The organism is Negativicutes bacterium (assembly GCA_021372785.1).
In the GTDB taxonomy this organism is placed as follows: Bacteria; Bacillota; JAAYKD01; order JAAYKD01; family JAAYKD01; genus JAJFTT01.
The window spans coordinates 1-18,437 of sequence record JAJFTT010000055.1 but is presented as its reverse complement, the minus strand read 5'-3'; the positions used below and the strand labels follow the sequence as shown (position 1 = coordinate 18,437).

17 protein-coding genes are annotated in these 18,437 nt (G+C 49.7%); 10 read left to right on the top strand and 7 right to left on the bottom strand.

Annotated elements, in window-relative coordinates; all coding sequences use genetic code 11:
- From LLG09_07440 to LLG09_07415, 6 genes are all read left to right on the top strand, one after another.
- Window positions 1-402 (top strand): glutamine--tRNA ligase (locus LLG09_07440; GenBank protein MCE5196944.1); only part of this gene is annotated, 402 nt, incomplete at its 5' end.
- Window positions 403-514: 112 nt separating this feature from the next.
- On the top strand, window positions 515-1,864 hold the full coding sequence (locus tag LLG09_07435; GenBank protein ID MCE5196943.1) for an extracellular solute-binding protein: 1,350 nt from the start codon (window positions 515-517) through the stop codon (window positions 1,862-1,864).
- A 347-nt stretch (window positions 1,865-2,211) separates the two neighbouring features.
- A complete protein-coding gene (locus LLG09_07430; protein ID MCE5196942.1) occupies window positions 2,212-3,207 on the top strand; it encodes an ABC transporter ATP-binding protein in 996 nt (331 codons plus the stop codon).
- A 2-nt stretch (window positions 3,208-3,209) separates the two neighbouring features.
- The gene (locus tag LLG09_07425; protein MCE5196941.1) at window positions 3,210-4,085 is read left to right on the top strand and encodes a sugar ABC transporter permease; all 876 of its coding nucleotides are present in this window, start codon (window positions 3,210-3,212) and stop codon (window positions 4,083-4,085) included.
- Between the two features lie 14 nt (window positions 4,086-4,099).
- Window positions 4,100-4,942, top strand: coding sequence for a carbohydrate ABC transporter permease (locus tag LLG09_07420; GenBank protein ID MCE5196940.1), 843 nt, complete (start codon window positions 4,100-4,102; stop codon window positions 4,940-4,942).
- Window positions 4,943-4,978: 36 nt separating this feature from the next.
- Window positions 4,979-5,950 (top strand): bifunctional oligoribonuclease/PAP phosphatase NrnA, encoded by a 972-nt coding sequence (locus LLG09_07415; protein ID MCE5196939.1) that lies wholly within the window; start codon window positions 4,979-4,981, stop codon window positions 5,948-5,950.
- A 66-nt stretch (window positions 5,951-6,016) separates the two neighbouring features.
- Here the strand turns inward: LLG09_07415 and LLG09_07410 are convergent, their stop codons facing one another.
- Genes LLG09_07410 through LLG09_07400 form a run of 3 tightly spaced genes read right to left on the bottom strand, consistent with a single transcriptional unit; the run spans window position 6,017 to window position 8,212 of the window.
- Window positions 6,017-6,679 carry a class II aldolase/adducin family protein gene (locus LLG09_07410; protein MCE5196938.1) on the bottom strand — a complete coding sequence of 221 codons (663 nt, stop codon included), beginning with the start codon at window positions 6,677-6,679 and terminating at the stop codon, window positions 6,017-6,019.
- Window positions 6,673-7,758, bottom strand: coding sequence for an S-methyl-5-thioribose-1-phosphate isomerase (mtnA, locus tag LLG09_07405; GenBank protein ID MCE5196937.1), 1,086 nt, complete (start codon window positions 7,756-7,758; stop codon window positions 6,673-6,675). The genes LLG09_07410 and mtnA overlap by 7 nt, the downstream gene beginning before the upstream one ends.
- Window positions 7,759-7,762: 4 nt before the next feature.
- On the bottom strand, window positions 7,763-8,212 hold the full coding sequence (locus LLG09_07400) for a SoxR reducing system RseC family protein (protein MCE5196936.1): 450 nt from the start codon (window positions 8,210-8,212) through the stop codon (window positions 7,763-7,765).
- Between the two features lie 180 nt (window positions 8,213-8,392).
- Between LLG09_07400 and LLG09_07395 the strand changes: the two genes are divergently transcribed.
- The gene (locus LLG09_07395) at window positions 8,393-9,073 is read left to right on the top strand and encodes a zinc metallopeptidase (protein MCE5196935.1); all 681 of its coding nucleotides are present in this window, start codon (window positions 8,393-8,395) and stop codon (window positions 9,071-9,073) included.
- Window positions 9,074-9,224: 151 nt separating this feature from the next.
- Here the strand turns inward: LLG09_07395 and LLG09_07390 are convergent, their stop codons facing one another.
- From LLG09_07390 to LLG09_07380, 3 genes are all read right to left on the bottom strand, one after another.
- Window positions 9,225-10,679, bottom strand: coding sequence for an aminotransferase class I/II-fold pyridoxal phosphate-dependent enzyme (locus LLG09_07390; protein ID MCE5196934.1), 1,455 nt, complete (start codon window positions 10,677-10,679; stop codon window positions 9,225-9,227).
- Between the two features lie 134 nt (window positions 10,680-10,813).
- Complete coding sequence (locus LLG09_07385) at window positions 10,814-11,662, bottom strand: bifunctional 5,10-methylene-tetrahydrofolate dehydrogenase/5,10-methylene-tetrahydrofolate cyclohydrolase (protein MCE5196933.1); 849 nt, start codon at window positions 11,660-11,662, stop codon at window positions 10,814-10,816.
- Between the two features lie 33 nt (window positions 11,663-11,695).
- Window positions 11,696-13,717: a DUF4910 domain-containing protein gene (locus LLG09_07380; protein ID MCE5196932.1), complete on the bottom strand. Its 2,022-nt coding sequence runs from the start codon at window positions 13,715-13,717 to the stop codon at window positions 11,696-11,698.
- A 465-nt stretch (window positions 13,718-14,182) separates the two neighbouring features.
- Here LLG09_07380 and LLG09_07375 point away from each other — a divergent pair, with 465 nt between their 5' ends.
- The 3 genes from LLG09_07375 to LLG09_07365 all read left to right on the top strand — a co-directional run bounded on the left by LLG09_07375 (window position 14,183) and on the right by LLG09_07365 (window position 17,938).
- Entirely contained in the window at window positions 14,183-15,343 is a 1,161-nt protein-coding gene (locus LLG09_07375; GenBank protein ID MCE5196931.1) for a M20/M25/M40 family metallo-hydrolase, read from the top strand.
- A gap of 184 nt (window positions 15,344-15,527) precedes the next feature.
- Complete coding sequence (locus tag LLG09_07370) at window positions 15,528-17,207, top strand: formate--tetrahydrofolate ligase (GenBank protein ID MCE5196930.1); 1,680 nt, start codon at window positions 15,528-15,530, stop codon at window positions 17,205-17,207.
- 101 nt (window positions 17,208-17,308) lie between these two features.
- The gene (locus tag LLG09_07365; protein MCE5196929.1) at window positions 17,309-17,938 is read left to right on the top strand and encodes a cyclodeaminase/cyclohydrolase family protein; all 630 of its coding nucleotides are present in this window, start codon (window positions 17,309-17,311) and stop codon (window positions 17,936-17,938) included.
- 46 nt (window positions 17,939-17,984) lie between these two features.
- Here the strand turns inward: LLG09_07365 and LLG09_07360 are convergent.
- The coding region (locus LLG09_07360; protein MCE5196928.1) for a ferritin family protein at window positions 17,985-18,437 on the bottom strand (453 nt) is incomplete at its 5' end.

Sequence of the window (18,437 nt, the reverse complement as noted above, 5' to 3'; positions counted from 1 at the left end):
ATCAAGAATGAACAAGGTGAAATCATCGAGCTGCGCTGCAGCTATGATCCCGACAGCAAGAGCGGCGGGTTAACTGCCGGCCGCAAGGTAAAGGGCACTTCGCATTGGGTCTCTGCCCGCCATTGCCGGACCGTCAAGGTGCGTCTCTATGATACTTTGTTTACCCGCGACAATCCGGAAGACACGGAAGAAGGTCAGGATTTCACTGCTTTTATCAATCCGGCTTCTCTGAAGGTGCTGAACAACTGCAAAGTCGAACCTCGTCTGGCGGAAGCCAAAGGCGGCGAGCGCTTTCAGTTTTTACGTCAGGGTTATTTCTATGTGGATCATACGGATTTTGCCAAAGGCGATTTGGTCTTCAACCGGATTGTTGGTTTGAAGGATTCCTGGCTGAAAAAGTAATCAGGATCCGTCGGATGCGGCAAGAAAATGTATGACATATTTGAAAAATACTCTTGTCTTTTTTGTGAAGATGCGGTAGAATGAAACTATCCAAATTTGAAGGAGGGTATTCATGATGCGCAAAAAACTTTTGGCTGTGCTGCTGGTTGCGATGATGGTTTTGTCGGCTGGCTGTGCACCCAAGGCTCCGGAAGTGAAACCTGTGGCTCTTACCGTCTGGCATTATTTCAACGGGGCCCAAAAAGAAGCCCTGGATGCAATTGTGGCCGATTTCAATGCTACCGTCGGAAAAGACAATAAGATCACTGTGACTGCTGAAAACCAGGGCACCACTGCAGATCTGCAGAAGAAGGTTCAGACTGCGGCCGAAGCCGGTATAGCGAATTTACCTGACATTATCCATGGTTATCCGGATATTACCGCTACTTTGCATTCCAAAGGTTTCATTGCCGATATGGGAAGCTATGTATCCAAAGAAGACCTGGCCGATTATTATGAGGGATTCATTGCAGAAGGCTCACAGTTTGAAGGCGGCGCCTTCCGTTTAATGCCGGTTGCCAAATCCAGCGAACTGCTATTCTTGAACAGAACCCTGTGGGATAACATCAAAGGGGAAATTGGCTGCACCGATGAAGATCTGACAAATTGGGAAGGCATTGCCAAAGCCGGCAAAGCTTACACCGCAAAAACCGGTAAGGCATTCTTTGGTATCGACTCCATGGCCAATTTCTTCTATTTGAGCGGCTATCAGCAAGGCGTTGAATTTGTTACACCGGGTAAATTCACCTCCAACGAAGCAGCCGAACAGAAGATTTATAATTTTGTTGCTGACGGCATTGCCAACGGCTGGTTAGTCACAAAAGACGCCAATAAAAAATACAACTCCGATTTCATGAATGACGGCACTGCCGTTTGCTACGTTGGTTCCAATTCCGGTACTACCTTCTTAAATCCCAAAACCGATAAGGCACAAGCTGCCGAAGATGTATTGAATTGCCTGTCTTATCCTGTCTGGACCGGCGGCAAAGCGGCAGTGATCCAGCAGGGCGCCGGTATGTCCATTGCAAAGAAGGGTGAGGATAAGGAAAAAGCGGCTGCTAAATTCCTGCTTTTCCTGACCAATCCCGCCAACACAGCAAAATTCTCTATGGCCAGCGGTTACCTGCCTGTACGCAAGAGCGCTTCTACCAACAAGACATTTTCTGATTTTTTAGCCGGAAAAGATGCGACGGGCAAAGCGCTGGATTTGAAAAACGCAAAAGTTTCCATGGCTGTCAATGCCGTCTTGACTCAATTTAAAACCTATGAAACCTACTATACCCCTGCTTTCACCAACTCCAATGTCATTCGCGATAAAGTTGACGAACAGATGAATAAAATTGTGGCAGGTACCTATACCGATTTCCAGACTTTCTACACCACGTTGAATACCGAAGTGCAGAGTATTCTAACCGGCAGATAAACTTCCGAATTGGCGAAACTGTCTGAAAAAAGAAAGAACCTGTTCCGTTTTGATAACGGAACAGGTTCTTTTTGAAAAAGTGCCAGCGGCAGCAGCGAAAAAGAGAGCGGCCAGGAGAGAGGAGTTGGCGAGGCGGCAGCAAACTTTCCGCAAGGCAGCGGAAGGAATCCGCCCCGGCAAAGTATAATAGAAAGAGGACATGATTTTGCAACAAAAGAACCTGTTGCATGATCGAACAGATAAAAAAGGGATTCACAAGAAGGAGCGATATGGCGGTGCGCATAAGGCTAGAAAATGTTACAGTCCGGTTTAAAGACAGAAAAAATCCCAAAAATGAAGTTTTGGCTGTGAATCATGTGAATTTGGAAATCCCCGAGGGAAAATTGATCTGCTTGCTGGGACCATCCGGCTGTGGTAAATCAACCACCTTGTTTGCGATTGCCGGCTTGCAGGAATTAACGGAAGGAAAGATCTATTTTGGCGACGACGATGTTACCAATCAAGATACACAGGAAAGAGGCATCGGTTTAGTATTTCAAAACTATGCCTTATATCCGCACATGACGGTAGCGGGTAATATTTCTTTCCCTTTGAAAAACGCCAAATGGAGTAAGGAAGCAATTGAAGCACGGGTGAATGAAGTAGCGAAAGTCGTGCAGATCGGTGAACTGCTGGACCGCAAACCGGCTCAGCTTTCCGGTGGTCAGCAGCAGCGGGTAGCCATCGCCCGCGCTCTGGCTAAAAATCCAAAGATTTTATTGCTGGACGAGCCCTTATCGAATCTGGATGCGAAACTGCGGCACAGCACGCGCGAAGAAATCAAACGAATTCAAAAAGCAACCGGGATTACAACTATTTTTGTGACTCATGATCAGGAAGAGGCGATGACGATTTCCGATGAAATTGTGATCATGGAGGCGGGTTCTTTCCGTCAGCAAGGACAGCCGCAGGATGTCTATGAGAAACCTTCCAACATCTTTGTGGCAGGTTTTATCGGTTCGCCAACCATGAATTTCTTTGAAGGGCGTTTTGAAAATAACGGGGTCTGGGTCGATCAGTATCGGATAGCCAGTCATTCCGGTCAGTCTGGTAAGGTGGCTGTCGGCGTCCGGGCAGAGTCGATTCGTCTGGCCGAACAAGGTCTCAAAGGTCATGTCACCAATGTCGAATTATTGGGCAGAGAACGCATGTGCCGGGTAGAACTGGAAAATGGCGTGGCAGTGGCTATGGTCACCAGTATTGATACGATCATCGAAGATGAATCGGACATCGTGGTTGATTTTGCCCCGGGGAAAGTTTACTTGTTCGACAGCGAAACCGGATTAGCCTTAGCGAGGATATAGCGATGCAAAAAAACGGATTTCGCAAAGCCCTGCCTTATTTATTGCCCGCAACGCTTATTTTATCTGTTTTTACGTTTTATCCGCTGGTTGATGCCTTGATTCAGAGTTTCAATCGTCTGCCCAATCCGGAGCATTATGAATTGTCATTAAAAACTTACCAATGGCTGTTTCATGATACCAGCTTTATCAGTTCGGTGAAAAACACACTGCTCTATACGGTGGTGACCGTCCCGGTTTCGATTGCGATTTCGCTGTTGATTTCCGCATTGCTGACCTCAGTTAGCCGCCTGCGTGTTTTCTTTCAGACGGTTTATTTTCTGCCCTATGTCACTTCTGCCGTCGCCGTCGCCTTTACCTGGGGCTATCTGTTCAATGCCGATTACGGTTTAATCAATATGATTCTCAACCATCTGTTCGGCATAGCCAGTATTCCCTGGATCAAAGATCCGCAGTATGCAATGTACGCTGTGATTATTTTTGGTGTCTGGCGCTCGCTGGCTTTTAATATTCTGATCTTGACGACCGGTATGTTATCGATCGATCCACAGTATTATAAGGCTGCCAAAATCGACGGAGCCAATACAACCACCACATTTTTTCAAATCACGCTCCCGCTCCTGTCACCGATCCTTTCTTATGTCTTTACGATCGGACTGATCAACGCTTTTAAAGTTTTTACCGAAGTTTATGCCTTGATCGGCAGCTATGCACGGGTCTATCAGGCCAATACCATGGTGTTCTATATTTTTGATCAGTTATGGGTTTATCAGGATTATTCTCTGGCTTCTGCTGCCGCCATTGTTTTGCTGGTGATCATTTTGGTCCTGACCGTTTTTTCCCGCTGGTTGTCGGCTAAAACAGATTACAATGCGGCATAGGAGAGGAGAGCGTCATGAATAAACTAAAATCTACACTCAAACAAGTCACAGCCAAAACATTAGCTTATGCGATTCTGGGGCTTTTTGCCGTGATTACGCTGTTCCCCTTTTATTGGATGGCAATCACCGCCTTGCGCGATTCCGCCGCCGCCATCACCTGGCCGCCGGAATTATGGCCTACTGAACTGCATTGGGAGAATTTCAGCAGACTGCTGGAGGCAGCGCCTTTTGGTTTGTATTTCCGTAATTCGGTCATCGTGGTGATTATGGATTTATCCGTCAGCCTGATCGTCATGACCTGTGCGGCTTTCGCGTTTGCTCATTATGAGTTTAGAGGCAAAGAAACCTTATTTCTCTTCTTTTTAGCCACGATGATGGTCCCCAGTGAGGCGCTGATCATCACGAATTTCCGAACGGTCGCGGCTTTGAATTGGTTTGATACCTACCATGTCTTGTTCCTGCCTTATGTAGCCAGCGTATTTTATATTTATCTCTTGCGGCAGTCATTTGAAGCGGTACCAAAACAGCTTTACCTGGCTGCCAAGGTAGACGGCTGCACTGATTTTAGTTATTTTCTGAAGATTTTACTGCCGATTTCCAAACCGATGATTATAACGATCGCTATTTTAAAGGTGATTGCTTCCTGGAACTCTTTTATGTGGCCTTTATTGGTAACCAACACCAGCCGGATGCGGGTCATTTCTTATGGCTTAGTTGCTTTTCAATCGGAAGCGGGCAGCGATTTCCCGCTGATGATGGCTGCCTCCGTGTTCACTGTCGGACCGATGATTCTGCTTTATTTGATTGCCCGCAAGAAAATCATCGATGGGATTGCCCGCGGTGGCCTGAAAGGCTAGAATCTGGCTTATTTTGTAAGGAAACGGGGTTGTCAAATGGCAAACCAACTTGCCTTAAAAATCTGGCAAACGATTGCCGCTTATCAGACCATCATCATTCACCGCCATGTCATACAGGATTACGATGCCTTAGGCAGCAGCTTTGGATTACGGGAACTGATCCTCTCCGCCTGGCCGGATAAGAAAGTTCATGTCGTAGGGGAAACCGACGCTCGCTTTTTGCTGGTACCTGAGAGTGAAACCTTGCCAGCCGAAACCTGGCAGGGGGCGCTTGTGATCGTCTGTGATTGCAATAACAAGGAACGCATCGACAATGCCAACTGGCAGTATGCGGATTTTTTGATCAAGATCGACCATCATGAGGATTTTCAGCCCTTCGGCGATCTTTCCTGGGTGGATTCCGCCTATGCAGCGACGGCGGAGATGATGATCGATCTCTATCTGCAAGGAAAAGCGGCCTACCCGCTGCTGCGGTTATCCAAGAAGGCACGCCTCTTCTTCTACTGCGGTATACTGACCGATACCGGCCGTTTTCAATTTGTCCATAAAGCACAAGCCGCACGTGTCTTTAACCATGTCGGCCAGCTGGTGGCGCCCGGCGATCTGTCTCCTTTCGATATCGGCAATTTGGTATATCGCTATACCTGGAACGAAGTCCAGATTGACGGTTATATTAAATTGAACTTTCTGCGGCCCGTGCAGGGTATGGTTTACATCTGTATCAGTCAGACGGATTTGCAGGAGCATGGCTGGTGTTTTGATGAGGTGCGCGGAAAAGTCAACAGTATGATGGGGATTATCGGAGTGAAGGTCTGGGCTTTGCTGGTGGAACGGGCCGAAGAACAGAAAATTTACGTGGAACTGCGTTCGATCGGACCGGTTGTCAATACCATCGCCCTGAAATATGGCGGCGGAGGTCACAAATTAGCCAGCGGCTGCAAATTGGATGATTGGCGGCAGGCAACGGCGCTGCTGGAGGATCTCAAGCAGGCAGCTGAGGAAATTTAGAGATCAGGCAGGGAAAATAAAAAAAGGTTTATGCAAGGCGAAAAGCGCGCTTACATAAACCTTTTCTTACAATGGTTTATCCTGACCATAATGCTGGCGGACATACTCCTGCATGGCCTGCACGGCGCCGGCGGGGAGCGCCTGCGGCTGACCGATAGAGCGGGCCATATAATAAACCTGAGCTGTCATTTCCAATACGGTGGCTGCCCGGAATGCTTGCTCAAGAGTTTCACCGATACAGACGGCACCGTGCGCGCGCAGCAGGCAGGCATTGGCTTGCCGGCCCAATGCGGCTGCACAGTAGGCAGCCAGTTCGGCGCTGCCCGGCAGGGCGTAGGCTGTCACCTCTACCGCGGCACCGAGCACCTGCGCCGCTTCCTCTAAGATCAGAGGGATTGGTTCGGCCAATACGGCAAATACCATGGAATAGAGCGGATGCGTATGCAGAATGGCATTGATTTCCGGACGGGCCCGATAGACAGCCAGATGCAGTTCTTTTTCCATGGTCGGCTTGCGCCGGCCGTCCACGAGAGTGCCGCTGGCATCACAGACCACCACATCCGAGGCTTGAATCGTATCATAGGCCATCGCGCTGGGGGTAATATAAATGAATCCGGTTTCCGGATCACGCAAGCTGAGATTACCCCAGGTTTCTACGGTCAGATTGCTCTGCAGCATACGCCGACCGGCGGTGACGATTTGCTGACAAAAATCAGTTCTGCTTACCATTTTGCTGCCTCTTTCTGGTTTTGTTGGAAGAGAGCGGCGATCGAAGCGCTGAAAGGCGGTCTGGCAATGCCCTGTTCGGTAATGATTGCTGTGATATTTTGCTGTTCGGTCAGATCAAAAGCAGGATTATAGACATCGATCCCCGGCGGCGCCATCCGCTTTGCATACCACATTTCCGTCACTTCTTCCGCAGCGCGTTCTTCAATGCGAATTTCTTTACCGCTGGCCGCCGTCCGGTCAAAAGTAGAAAGCGGCGCGCAGACATAGAAAGGAATTTGGTAATAGCGAGCTAAAATGCTGATGCCGGCGGTGCCGATTTTGTTCGCCGTATCGCCATTGGCGGCAATCCGGTCAGCTCCGACCAAAACCGCTTGGATCCAGCCTTTTTGCATCACAGAGGAGACCATGTTATCACAAATCAGGGTCGGTGATATGCCGGCTGCCTGCAGTTCATAGGCGGTCAGGCGGGCTCCCTGTAAAAGCGGCCTGGTTTCATCCGCAAAGACGCGGAAACGATAACCCTGCTCCCAACCCAGATAGATCGGAGCCAGAGCGGTACCATATTTAACGGCAGCCAATCGTCCTGCGTTGCAATGAGTCAGCAGACCGAACCCGTTCTGTAAACAAGTTAAGCCATATTCACCGATGCGGCGGCAGATTTGGATGTCCTCCTGCTGGATGGATTCGGCTTGCAGCAGCAGTTGCTGTTTGAGCTGAGCGAGGGATTTTCCCTGATGCTGCAGGAGTGTCGCTTCCATCCGATCCAGGGCCCAGCATAGATTGACAGCCGTCGGGCGCGCTGTGGCGAGATAGTTTTTGGTTTTCTGAAATTCCGCATAAAAATCCGAAAAGTGTTCGGCTTTGCTGGCGGCGGCTGCCAGATAAAGCCCGTAGGCGGCTGTGATCCCAATGGCAGGAGCGCCGCGCACCTGCAGCTGACGGATCGCCTGCCAAACTTCCTGCGCGCTTTTCAGCCGCAGCAGCGTAAGTTGGTTGGGCAATTTGGTCTGATCGATGGTGATAATGCAGGAGTTGGCCGCATCCAGATGGACTGTCTCAAATTCTGCTGTCAGCTGCATGACCTTAACACTCCTGTTTTTCATCAGCCGCCGTCAGTACTTGCGTAATGATCGGGATCAATGATTTTTGTTGGCGTAATTTGGGTTCCAAAAATTTCAGCAGGAAAAAGGATAGAAAAGCCAGAATAATACAGCCGATGCCTGCGATCGCCTGTGATGTTTCAAAAGGCAGCGTTCTGGTAAGCCAAGCCAAAAGCAGATAACCGGCAAACAAAGAAACCAGAGGAACAGCATAGGTCAGCAGGGCTGCTTTGGAACCGATTTGACCGCTGAAATTAATCTCGACCCGGTCGCCAACCTGAGCATCGGACTGATTCAGTGCCCGGATTTGCATTTCAGCGTTTTCGCTGGTCCCTAAAGAACAGGCACGGCAGTTTTGACAGGCCGATTGACGGACTAAATGGACTTCGGCATAGAGACCGTCCCGTTTTGTAACAATACCGGAGGGAATCATAATAAAACTTCCTTTCTATTTGCCAATGGAACTGTCATAATATATTCATAATCTTGTTGAGCCCTTGTCATACATATGAAAAGAAAACATCTATAATTAGAAATCAAGAGAAATTAGCGAGCTGCCTCTGACGGCAGCGCGGTTTCCCTCTATCGAGGAAATGAGAAAGGACGAATAGATATGTGGTATGATTCAACATTTCTGCTGCTAATTCCTGCCATGCTGATTGCGATGTGGGCGCAGGCCCGGGTCAGTAACGCCTTGAAACGTTGGAAAATGGTGCGGTCCGCTTCCGGCCTCAGCGGTGCACAGACAGCGCGGCGCCTGCTGGATGCGAATGGACTGACTGACGTCGCTGTCGAACGGATCAATGATGAAATGGGAGATCAATATGACCCGGGTAAAAAGGTGATACGGCTTTCACCGGAAATCTACGGCAGTTCCAGCGTCGCTGCTTTGAGTGTCGCTGCGCATGAAACAGGTCATGCTCTGCAGCATGCGCAGGGCTATGCGTTTCTTGCTGCGCGCACAGCTGTTTTCCCTTTGGCCCGTTTTGGCTCCAATGCCGCCTTTCCACTTCTGATCATTGGTCTGTTGTTCAGCTTTGATGCTTTGGTCAGTATCGGGATCCTGCTGTTTGCTTTTGCCGTATTGTTTCAGTTGGTTACTCTGCCCGTCGAATTCAATGCTTCCGGCCGTGCCAAAATGATGTTAAGGGAACAGGGTTTGGTCGATGCGCATGAACAAAGCGGTGTAGACGAAGTGCTGAATGCCGCTGCTCTGACTTATGTAGCCGCTGCTTTCACCGCCATCATGCAGTTGCTGCGCTTATTGCTGCTGTCGCGTAACCGAAGAAGATAAGCAAAACACGCAGAAAGCGATCTCGGAAACGAAGAAACGAACGTAAAAAAAGTCCGAAGATACCCGAAAAGGCTGCCGCTCAGGTAAGGCGCTGCCGCAAGGGTTCTCCGGACTTTTTTATCTGTCAGCCTAAAGGCAGAGCTTTGTTTTTCTATTGCATGATGACGGTCAGAGCGGTTAAGGTGTGATCATCACAGACAATATTGCCGCCGGCTTTTTTTACTTCCTGCAGATATTCCAAAATTTCCACGTCGATCACTTCTCCCGGCAAGAGGACCGGTACGCCGGGCGGATAGACTGTGATGGTTTCTCCGCAGATCCGTCCCACCGATTGATTGAAGGGGCAAAGCTCATTTTTGGCATACCAAGCTTCTCTGGGGGTCAGAGCAATATTTGGCTGCATGGCAGCCCAGGGAGCATCGGTCAAGAGGGGAAGCGGCTCGGCTGTTGTGTCGAGCGAAGCGGCGAAAGAACGCAGGCAGCACTCAATGCTTTGAAAATGTTCTTCTTCATCGGCCAGAGTCAGCATCAGGAGAACGCCGCCGCTGTCTGCCAATTCCGGTTCCAAACCGTGCAATCGCAGCATATTGGCCGCCTGGAATCCATACAAACCGTAGAGAGATGTACGCAGATAGAGTTTGCTGATGTCCTGACCGGCGGCATTCTGTAAAGGCAATTCATCCAATTCCAGAAAGCGTAAAGGTGTTTCACGATTCAGTTTTTCTTTCATGTGCGCCGTTAATTCCAGCATCCGGGTCAGCTTTGCCGGCCCGTCTGTCGCCATTTGCGCACTGGCTGCTTCCAGACTGAGCAGGAGAATATAGGAGGGACTGGTGGTTTGCAAAATGCGCAGGGCGGCCTGAATCCGGGCCGGAGCGATGCGGTTGCCTTTCAGATGCATCCAGGAGCCTTGTGTAAAACCGCTCAGGGTTTTATGCGTGCTTTGAATGACCACATCAGCACCGCATTCAAGGGCATCTTTGGGCAGCAGGCTGGAAAAGTGAGTGTGCACGCCGTGCGCTTCGTCCACCATGACAGGGATGTCATAGGAGTGAACCAGATCGATTTGCTCTTGCAAATAACCGGAAATACCGTGAAAACTGGGTGAAGTCAGAATCACCAATTTGATATCCGGATGCATTTCCAGGGCATGCCGCAGATCGTCAACGGTAGGAGGCAAGGCGACGCCGGTTGTCTTATCCCATGTTGTGGGCATATAGACCGGGGTGGCGCCGCTGAGAATCAGACCCTGACTGACGGAACGGTGACTGTTGCGCATCAGCAGCACTTTTTGTCCGGCAGCAGACAAAGAAAAAATGGTGGCCGTGATACCGCCGCTGGTACCGTTGATCAGATAAAAACTGGTGTCGGCTCCGTAGAGCTTGGCCAATAGTTCCTGACTCTCTTTCAACGCGCCAACGGGTTGAGACAAATCATCGGTAAAGGGAAGTTCGGTGTAGTCATAGGCGGCTGCAGTTCCTAAAATGGGCTGCAGAGCCGGGATGATGCTGCGACCTTGCTTGTGGCCGGGCATGTGCAAAGCAATTCTGCCGGTAGCTTGCTGCCGCTGAATCGCCTGCAAAAAAGGAAGTTGTATTTCTTCCATCTCGCATTTCTCCTGTCAGCTTATGATAGAAATCGAGCTGCAATTTTATGAGAATCCATAAAAAGTTACAGCCCGATTATTATATTTTATTCAATTGCCGCTGTCAATAGTTTTTGCGGAAAGCCGGCAAACTATCAGATTACTCCTTGAATTTTCATGGCTTTCAGCACATTGGCCATCAGAATTGCCGTGGTGAGAGAACCAACGCCGCCCGGCACCGGTGTGACTTGCGCAGCGACTTGTATCGCTTCGTCATAGTTGACATCGCCGACCAGATGATCACCGATTTGACTGATTCCGGCGTCGATCACGACGGCACCGGGTTTGATCATATCGCCGCGAATCAAATTGGGTTTTCCGGTAGCGGCAATTAAAATGTCTGCCTGCAGGGTAATGGCTTTGACATCTTTGGTTTTGGAACGGCAGACGGTCAGGGTGGGTAATTCTCTTAAAAGCAGGGGAACCAACGGTTTGCCGACGGTTGCGCCGTAGCCAACCATGACGATATGCGGCTGCAGCAAGTCAACCCCGCATTGGTGGATTATCTCCAGGACCGACTGCGGTGTGGCCGGGAAGAGCCAGTCCTGGCCGCTGAGCAGGTAACCCATGGAAACCGGCGAAGCGCCGTCCACATCTTTTTCCGGTTTGATCCAGGTAACGGCTTCTTTGGCGTTCATGCCTTTGGGTAAAGGCAGCTCCAGCATGATGCCATGTACGGCACTGTCCTGATTCAGATTCTCAATCAATTCCTGCAGGGCAGCCATACCGGTAGTGGCCGGCAGGATATAATCGGCGAATTCAATCCCTGCCTTCATGCAGGCGTTCTTTTTGGAGCGTAAATAAGCTGCGGATGCCTCGTCGTCACCGACTAAAATAACGGCCAGTTTCGGTTGGATCCTGTGTTCTTTTAAGGCGGCGATCTGCACTGTCAACTCTTTACGCATACTGGCGGCAATGGCTTTGCCATCGATCATTGTTCCCATGAGAGGTCTTCCTTTCTGTCTATGAATCGTGAATTAGGATAGCTTCCAGGCAATCAGGTTCATTGCAGCCAGGATTTCAAAATAGCGGCCGGCAGCTTTGCTGCAATCAAGTCCTGTTTCCAAACGGGTCAAACGACAGATTTCAGCGACGGAGCGGCTTCCATCGGCCCAATACAGCAGCTGGGTGCCGCCGCGCTGCAGCAGGGGTTCTTCTGCCAGTAATTGACGATAGAACACTTGTATTTCCGCCGGTTGTTTCTCAACCATTCCCCGTGCATTGAAAGGTCCGCGGAAGAGACGCACCGGCACCGCGGCAGATTTTTCGTCGCTGACCGCTCCTGGTTCCGCTTCAGTCAAATGGACGCCCAAAGCTATCCGTTGTTCTTTCAACACAGCATCAGTATAATCCTGCATCAGTTTGCTTTGCCGCCGGCAGGAGCGCAAAAACGCTTGTTTGCCTTTCCCGATAAACCGCCGAAAATCTGCCATTTCAGCTTGTTTCAATTCGCATTGATAGCGAATCTGGGCGGCGGTGTCCTGATAAAGCGCTAACTTCTCCGCTGCGTTTCGCTGCACAGCCGCAGCCAGGTCCAATTTCAGCAACTGATCGATATGCTGAATATAACTGGCACGGCTGAGCGCCAAAATCCAATCGGTATCCTGTTCGGTAAGATTCGCCAGCAGGTAAGCGTACGTCCCGCTCATACAACCTACGCGGTAGAGCATCTGCGGATCGACTTTATCCAGGGTATCGGCGCTGGTGTGATAGAATTTATCCGGCCATTGAATCAGCATCGGAGAGGGTATGCCAACCGTGGGATCCGAGAGAACATAATGGTCGCTGCCGCCGGAAAACGGTGTCACCGCGTATTTAAAGAGCGCATAACTACTGCCGCCGGAAAGATTTTTGGCTTCCTCGGTTACCGCCTCCAGCACATTGGCCATCAGATCACCGACAAACGACTTCGCTGCCTGCGGCGGATATTCCACTACCAGAGGTCCCTGGCAGAGTTCCTGTTTCTCCCCGACCATATCCAGATTTAAGCCGGCTAATATCCTGGGGATGCGTTCTTCGTTTTGGGCCAGGTAGGCGAAGGTGCCGGTCATTTCCGGTACCAACAGAAAACGAATGCCGCGTTTGGGCTTCTTGAGTTTGCCGCTTCCGATCAAATGCTGCAGCGTGCGGGCGGTTTCCAGCAGTACACCGACACCGGAGGCATTGTCGTTGGCCGAGGCCTGCGGATGGCAAAGATGAGCCGTTAAGATGATCTTTTCCCGGCTGCTGCCCGGGATGAAAGCGCTGACATTTTCGATCGCACCCGCATAGAGTTTCGCATCGACAAAAGCGTTGGCGCTGAGATAAGGAGAGGAGACGCTGCCGGCCAGATAGGCAGATTTTTGCTTCAGACAGAGCTTTTTCAGCAAATCGCCTTGCTTGGGTGAAAGCGCAAAACCAAAACATTGTTTTTCGTGACCGGTCCACCAGAAAGAAGTATACAGGATTGCGTCCGGAATATCAAAACGATGGCGAACAAGGGGGAATTCCACCATGCGTTCACTGATCAAGCCCAGCGCACCACGCTTTTCTACGGCCCAGGCGCGAATTTTATTCCAATCGCCGTCGGAAAAAACAAGCGCGCCGTGAAAGTCGATCTCGGGATAAAGCGCTTCTTCATCGCCCTTTTCCAACCAAATAATCGGAGCGACCACACCTGCGGCCGGTGTTGCAATGCTGCGCTGGATGACGGACATTTTTTCAGCTGAAAAATCACAGAGACGGATCGCCGATTCTCCTAAAAGATCAAGGGTCGCTCTGCGGCATTCCCATTCTTCAAACATACACTGCGTCCAATAAGTTGTTTCGTAGTCGGCGGGATAGGAGAGAATCTCGGCTTTGACGCCAGCCGAACGGAATGCTTCCAGACAATAACGTGCTGCGGCGCGATAGCCGGGACTTGCCTGAATCCGATGATGTTGACTGACCTCTGCCACATGATGAAAAGATTTTTGACCGGAAAACTCATTTTGTATCAAAGGTAAGATCGTTCGGATCATATTGTCACCCCTTTTTTGTATTATTTGCTGATCAATTCTGTTTGACGCAAGCAAATTCCTTGTTGCTGCAGGAAAAAGAATGGCAAAGCTTTGCGGAGGCGAAGCGAAAGCTGCCGCTGCCGCAATGGGCGATCTCCTGGGGAAAGCCCAATCACCCGGATCCCTAGAGAGAAAAATAGCCGGAGGCGGAGAAATATCCGTTCAAGCATAGCAAGAATTGGCTCACGAGGAGGGTCCGGTCGTAACCAGAGTTTTCTATCCGCTTTATTGTTCCTGAACGTCGCAAGCTTGGCAAACGAAAGCTCTTTTCGTCGGGAACTGTATCATTGACCAAATCGGAAATTGGAGGCAGGATTTCCTTGGGATATTACGGAATTATGTCAAGCAGAATCGAAATGATGTACTATGCACGGGATGAGATGGAACCCTGCCAGAAATCTTGGCGATGTGCAGAAGACAGAAAGGATGAAAACGGTGAAGACGATAAACGAATCAGCACTTTTACAGTATATGCATGAACAGGAAGAGGAGATTATTGCCGAGCTGTCCAGTCTGGTTGTCATGAATTCCTATACCTATGCACCGGAAGAGGTCAATCGATTCGGTAATTGGTTATGCCTGCAATTCCAACAAATGGGATGTCACACCGAAATTCTTCCGTCCTGCAATCCGAAATATGGCAATCACATCAAAGTAATCTTCGGTCATGCCGAGGATCAAGTTTTGGTCTTAGCGCATATGGATACTGTCTTTCCGAAGGAAGAGACAAAAGCCGGGGCTTTGCATGTGGAAAAAGGCAGAGTATACGGTCCCGGCGTGTTTGATATGAAAGGCGGTATTTTGCAGCTGCTCTGGGCGGTCAGACTGATGCGGCGATATGCATTGGAACCAAAATATCAGGTCTGTATCATCATCAGCAGTGATGCGGAAGCCGGCGGCACCACCGCCAGAAAATATATCGAAACAGAAGCGATACACAGCAAAGCGGTTTACGTCCTGGAATCGGCGGTAGGAGAAACAGGAGAGCTGAAAAAAGAACAGCACGGCACCGGCCGTTATAAAATGACGATTACCGGCACCGGCGGACACCCCGGTCGTTATCTGCCGACCACTTCCGCTATCCAGGAGCTGACTTTTCAGATTCAGCGCCTGCACAGTCTCTCGCATCCGGAGGATGATGTGATTGTCAATGTCGGCCAAATTTGGGGCGGCAATACAGTCAATACCATTTCAGCCAATGCCACTGCTTTGATCGAATTGCGCTTTCTCGATGCGGAAGAAGGAAGACGTACCGAGGAGATCATCCTGCGCAGTCAGCCTTTTACCAATTGCCGGGTAGAAGTGAACGGCGGGATCATTCGTCCTTCTTTAAGGCGCAACGCGGATACGCAAAGGCTGATGTGTATGGTCAAACGCTTGGGTGCTGCGATTGGCCTGAACTTGAAAGACGGAGCCATCGGCGAAGCCAGTGATGGCAATTACGCCGCAGCGCTTGGCGTACCCACATTGGATGGCTTAGGTCTGGTCGGCGGCGGTGCGCACAGCGACGATGAGTTTATCGAGATCCGGTCGATTGCGGAACGGACGGTATTACTGATTTCCATACTCTGCAACGGAGAAGTATAGCTGCTTTTTGCAAATGATCCGCTATGACTCGTTTTTTTCAGTGTGTTCCTGTTTTTTCTACAGAATCATTTAATATTTTTGATAAACTTACTGAACCGTCGAGAAAGGGGAAGAGAAGGCATTTCTCGAATTGATGAGTGTTTGCGGCTTATCGCCGTGTAAAAGTTGAAGGAGGAGTTTTAACATGGATTTCAAATCTGATATCGAAATTGCACAGGAAGCAACACCCCAAGATATTCGTCAGATTGCCACTAAGCTGGGATTAAGTGAAGACGATATTGAGCTTTACGGGAAATATAAAGCGAAAGTGGACTATAATTTGCTGAAGGAAGCCCGGAAAGACGGCAAGCAGGCAAAGTTAATTTTAGTCACCGCCATCAATCCGACACCGGCAGGAGAAGGTAAAACCACAACCAGCATCGGTTTAAGCGATGGATTGGAGAAAATCGGTAAAAAGGCAGCCATAGCCCTGCGCGAACCTTCTTTGGGTCCTGTCTTTGGTGTTAAGGGCGGTGCCGCAGGCGGTGGTTATGCTCAAGTTATTCCGATGGAAGATATCAACTTACATTTTACCGGTGATTTCCATGCGGTTACCGCTGCCAACAACCTTTTAGCTGCTATGATTGACAACCATATCTACCAAGGCAATGAATTAGGAATCGATACCCGCCGGATTACCTGGCGCCGCTGTATGGATATGAACGATCGTCAGCTGCGTTTTATTGTCGACGGTCTGGGCGGCAAAAGCAACGGCACCCCAAGAGAAGACGGCTTTGATATTTCGGTTGCTTCCGAAGTCATGGCGGCGTTCTGCCTTTCCAACGATTTAATGGATTTAAGAGAAAAAATGGGCAACATCATGGTGGCCTACAACATGGACAATGAACCGATCTACGCCCGCGATCTGAAAGCGCACGGCGCCATGGCCGCTTTGCTGAAGGATGCTTTAAAGCCGAATTTGGTTCAGACCCTGGAAGGCACTCCCGCTTTTATCCACGGTGGTCCCTTTGCCAATATCGCGCATGGCTGCAACTCCATCATCGCCACTAAAATGGCGATGCACTATGCCGATTATGTGGTGACGGAAGCCGGCTTCGGCGCCGACCTGGGTGCGGAAAAGTTCTTTGACATCAAATGCCGCAAAGCCGGTCTGACACCGAACGCAGTGGTTATTGTGGCTACCATCCGGGCTTTGAAATACAATGCCGGCGTGGCGAAAGAAGACTACAGCATCGAAAATCTGGCCGCAGTGGAAGCCGGGTTACCGAATTTGCTGAAACATGTAGAAAATATGACTCAAATCTATCATATGCCCACCGTAGTTGCCTTGAATCATCGCAACAGTGACACCCCGGCTGAAATTAAACTGGTGGAAGAGAAATGTAAAGAACTGGGGGTCAACGTAGTTTTGAGCGACGTTTGGAGTTTGGGCGGCGAAGGCGGCAAAGATTTAGCCAATGAAGTGGTACGCCTCTGCGATCTGGAGAGTCATTTTCAATTCTGCTATGAAGACAGCAAAACGCTGAGACAAAAAATCAATGCGATTGCGACCAGAGTTTACGGTGCCGGTCAAGTGGAATTCTCTGCTGCCGCCAACCGTGAACTGAACAAAATCACCAAAATGGGCTTTGCAAATCTGCCTATTTGTATGGCAAAAACCCAATATTCCCTGACCGATGATGCAAAAGTAGTCGGCCGTCCAGAAGGATTCACCATCAATGTCCGCGATGTCGTGCTGAACTCCGGCGCCGGCTTTGTGGTTGCCGTTACCGGCGATATTATGAGAATGCCCGGCTTGCCGAAAGTTCCGGCTGCGGAAACCATTGACGTTGACGAAAACGGTAAAATCAGAGGGCTGTTCTAAACTCGATTCGATTGTTTTACCGCAGGGCTGTTTCACTTTGTGAGACGGCCCTGAAATAAAACGATCTTTCTGAGCAAAAAACGCGGGAGGAGTGTTTCCGGATGAATCTACGTGAATTACGCACCGATGAATTTGTGGCGGAATTGGCATCCAAAGCACCGGTGCCGGGCGGCGGCGGTGCAGCTGCGCTGATCGGGGCTTTGGGCTCCGCTTTGGGTTGTATGGTCGTCAATCTGACCTCCGGTAAAAAAAAGTATGCTCAATATGAAGCGGATTTACAGCGCCTGCTGACACGCCTGACTGAATTGTATCAAGGTTTGCTGCAAATGATCGACGACGACGCGGTTGCTTTTTATCCATTGTCACAGGCTTACGGCATCAAGGCGGTTACGGAAGAGGAGAAAGCTGCCAAACAGAAGATCCTGCAGGATGCCTTACAGCATGCCAGCCTGGTGCCGATGCAGATCGTTCGCACTTGTTACGAGGGAATTACCCTTCAGGAGGAATTGGCAGTGAAAGGTTCCCGCTTGGCGATCAGTGATGTGGCGTGCGGCGTTCAAGCTTTGCGGACCGGATTGCTGGCAGGCCGGGTCAATGTCATGATCAATTTGGGCATGATCGAAGATCAGAAATTTGTCAGCCAAATGAAAACGGAATTGGATGATCTGACGGAAAAAGGGATCAAAAAGGCCGATGAGATTTTCCATACAATTGAAGCCGAACTGATGTAGCATATTAAAAGGCAGCTGAGAAATAGTTTCTCAGCTGCCCTTTTGATTAATTATCGTACTCTTTTCTCAAACCGAATTCAGCCGATTCGACCCAGTCTTCTGCCTGTTTCAGTAAGGCGGCAAGTTCTTCCAAAACCTCATAGTGATGTTTCTCCTGATTGATCAGATAAACGAAAAGGTCTTTTTCCATGCCGGCTTCCGGATCAGCGGCATGTTCGGTGTAAAAATCAATACTTTGTTTTTCTTTGTCCAGTGCAATGCGGTAAAAATCCAATTGACTGGGGTTTTCTTTACCCTTGATTTTTATTTTTGCAATATCCTGGAAGATATTTTTGGCTTTGCTCAAGGTCTGCGAATCCGGGGATTCGTACGGTAAATGGTTCATTTTGTAGCTGAGCAGTTGAGCATGCACCTTTTCGTCATCCGCCAGCATCCGGCAGACAACATCGAGACTATTTTGTGTATAAAGCTCCGCTTGTTCCCGGTAATACTTTTCTCC

Bases quoted from the DNA above. Each gene is read 5' to 3' on its own strand.
- LLG09_07435 (MCE5196943.1), top strand. From the start codon at position 515: ATGATGCGCAAAAAACTTTTGGCTGTGCTGCTGGTTGCGATGATGGTT.
- LLG09_07425 (MCE5196941.1), top strand. From the start codon at position 3,210: ATGCAAAAAAACGGATTTCGCAAAGCCCTGCCTTATTTATTGCCCGCA.
- LLG09_07420 (MCE5196940.1), top strand. From the start codon at position 4,100: ATGAATAAACTAAAATCTACACTCAAACAAGTCACAGCCAAAACATTA.
- LLG09_07415 (MCE5196939.1), top strand. From the start codon at position 4,979: ATGGCAAACCAACTTGCCTTAAAAATCTGGCAAACGATTGCCGCTTAT.
- LLG09_07410 (MCE5196938.1), bottom strand. From the start codon at position 6,679: ATGGTAAGCAGAACTGATTTTTGTCAGCAAATCGTCACCGCCGGTCGG.
- mtnA (MCE5196937.1), bottom strand. From the start codon at position 7,758: ATGCAGCTGACAGCAGAATTTGAGACAGTCCATCTGGATGCGGCCAAC.
- LLG09_07400 (MCE5196936.1), bottom strand. From the start codon at position 8,212: ATGATTCCCTCCGGTATTGTTACAAAACGGGACGGTCTCTATGCCGAA.
- LLG09_07395 (MCE5196935.1), top strand. From the start codon at position 8,393: ATGTGGTATGATTCAACATTTCTGCTGCTAATTCCTGCCATGCTGATT.
- LLG09_07390 (MCE5196934.1), bottom strand. From the start codon at position 10,679: ATGGAAGAAATACAACTTCCTTTTTTGCAGGCGATTCAGCGGCAGCAA.
- LLG09_07385 (MCE5196933.1), bottom strand. From the start codon at position 11,662: ATGGGAACAATGATCGATGGCAAAGCCATTGCCGCCAGTATGCGTAAA.
- LLG09_07380 (MCE5196932.1), bottom strand. From the start codon at position 13,717: ATGATCCGAACGATCTTACCTTTGATACAAAATGAGTTTTCCGGTCAA.
- LLG09_07375 (MCE5196931.1), top strand. From the start codon at position 14,183: ATGAAAACGGTGAAGACGATAAACGAATCAGCACTTTTACAGTATATG.
- LLG09_07370 (MCE5196930.1), top strand. From the start codon at position 15,528: ATGGATTTCAAATCTGATATCGAAATTGCACAGGAAGCAACACCCCAA.
- LLG09_07365 (MCE5196929.1), top strand. From the start codon at position 17,309: ATGAATCTACGTGAATTACGCACCGATGAATTTGTGGCGGAATTGGCA.